This window comes from Streptomyces calidiresistens (assembly GCF_014141525.1).
GTDB classification, from domain to species: Bacteria; Actinomycetota; Actinomycetes; order Streptomycetales; family Streptomycetaceae; genus Streptomyces; species Streptomyces calidiresistens.
This window is the reverse complement of record NZ_VKHS01000979.1, coordinates 1-1,772: the sequence shown is the minus strand read 5'-3', so window position 1 is coordinate 1,772 and position 1,772 is coordinate 1. Positions and strand designations below refer to the sequence as shown.

1 protein-coding gene is annotated in these 1,772 nt (G+C 71.8%); it reads left to right on the top strand.

All coding sequences use genetic code 11. The features are described 5' to 3' along the window. The first annotated feature begins 114 nt into the window (after window positions 1-114). Window positions 115-1,485: a family 2B encapsulin nanocompartment shell protein gene (locus tag FOE67_RS24695; protein ID WP_182667039.1), complete on the top strand. Its 1,371-nt coding sequence runs from the start codon at window positions 115-117 to the stop codon at window positions 1,483-1,485. The last annotated feature ends 287 nt before the right edge of the window (window positions 1,486-1,772 follow it).

Below are 1,772 nucleotides of genomic sequence, written 5' to 3'. Positions count from 1 at the left end.
CCCTCACGCCCCCGCCCCCCGTTGGAGGGGCGGGGGCACCTCCCGCGCCCGGGCCCGGGCGCGGACATCCGTCGTGCCGTTCCCCGCTTCCTCGTGAAAGGTCCTCCGCGTCCCATGACCCAGCCCCCGCCGAGCAGTCTGGACACCACGGCTGCCCGGAATCTGACCACCACCACCAAGACGCCCCCGCAGATGCAGGGAATCTCCTCCCGATGGCTGCCCCGCCTCCTGCCCCGGGTCAACGTGCGGGGTGGAACCTACCGGGTCAACCGGAGGCTGACCCACACCCCGGGCAACGGTCGGGTGGAGTTCGTCTTCTCCGGTTCGTCGGTGCGCGTGATCCCGGCCCAACTCACCGAGTTGCCGCCGCTGTCCGGATTCCCGGACGGCGAGGAACTGCGAGCCCTGGCGGATCGCTGCGAACAGCGCGAGTACGCGGCGGGTGAGGACCTGGCCGTGGCCGGTGCCCCCGTCACCGAGGTCCTGCTCATCGCCCACGGGAAGGTCCGGCGTCTGCTCCCCGGACCCTACGAGGGCACGGTGGAACTCGAGACCCTCGCTGACGGCGATCACGCCGGGGAGGGAGCCATGGTCGGTACGGACCCGGGGACCTGGCGCGCCGGTCTGCGTGCCGTCACCCGATGCACCGTTCTCGCCCTGCCGTTGACCGCCGTTCGCCGGGTCGGCGAGGAGTTCCCCGCCCTCCGGGCCCACCTGGACGCCTTCACCGGACGGGTGCTGCCGCGTCAGAACCGTCGGGGCGAGGCGGAGATCGAGCTGGCCTCCGGTCACCACGGGGAGCCGGAGTTGCCGGGGACCTTCGTGGACTACGACCCGGCCCCGCGCGAGTACGAGTTGAGCGTCGCGCAGACGGTGCTGCGGGTGCACACCCGGGTGGCCGATCTCTACAACGAGCCGATGAACCAACTGCGGGAGCAGATCCGGTTGACGGTGGAGGCGCTGCGCGAGCGCGAGGAGCACGAACTGGTCAACAACCGGGAGTTCGGCCTGTTGCACAACGCCGACCCGCGGCAGCGCATCCACACCCGCAACGGCCCGCCCACCCCCGACGACCTCGACGAGTTGATCTCGCGCCGCCGGGGAACCCACTACCTCTTCGCCCACCCGAGGGCGATCGCGGCGATCGGTCGGGAGTGCACCGCCCGCGGCATCCACCCCGAACCGACGAGGGTCGCGGGTGTCACGGTTCGATCCTGGCGGGGCATCCCGCTGCTGCCCTGCAACAAGATCCCGATCTCGGGCACCAACACCACCAGCGTGTTGGCGATGCGGACCGGGGAGGACGATCAGGGCGTCGTCGGCCTGTGGTGCGAGGGCATCCCGGACGAGCTCGAACCCTCGCTCAACGTCCGTTTCATGGGCATCGACGACCGCGCCGTGATGTCCTACCTGATCAGCCTCTACCACTCCGCCGCCGTGCTGGTACCCGACGCCCTGGGCATCCTGGAGGACGTGGAGATCTGACCTCGTGATCCCCACTCCCCGCCCGGCCGGTGCGTCGTCGCGACCGTCCGGGTCGGTCGCCCCGCCTCACGGCGCGACCGACCCGGACGGGAGCACGGGGCCCGCTCCCGGAGGCGTCCCGCTCCTCTCCTCCCCGGTTCCGGGATCCCGGTCGGAGTGCCTCAGTACCCCCGGACGGGTCGGCCGTGGGACTGGTACTGGTATCCGGGGTCCGGGTGGACCGGACGCCCGTCCACCGGCCGCGCCGCGGCCGGCATGGGCGCGGGGGGTCGCATCTGCTGGGGGAC

Coding starts and splice junctions, on each gene's coding strand:
- FOE67_RS24695 (WP_182667039.1), top strand. CDS start 115: ATGACCCAGCCCCCGCCGAGCAGTCTGGACACCACGGCTGCCCGGAAT.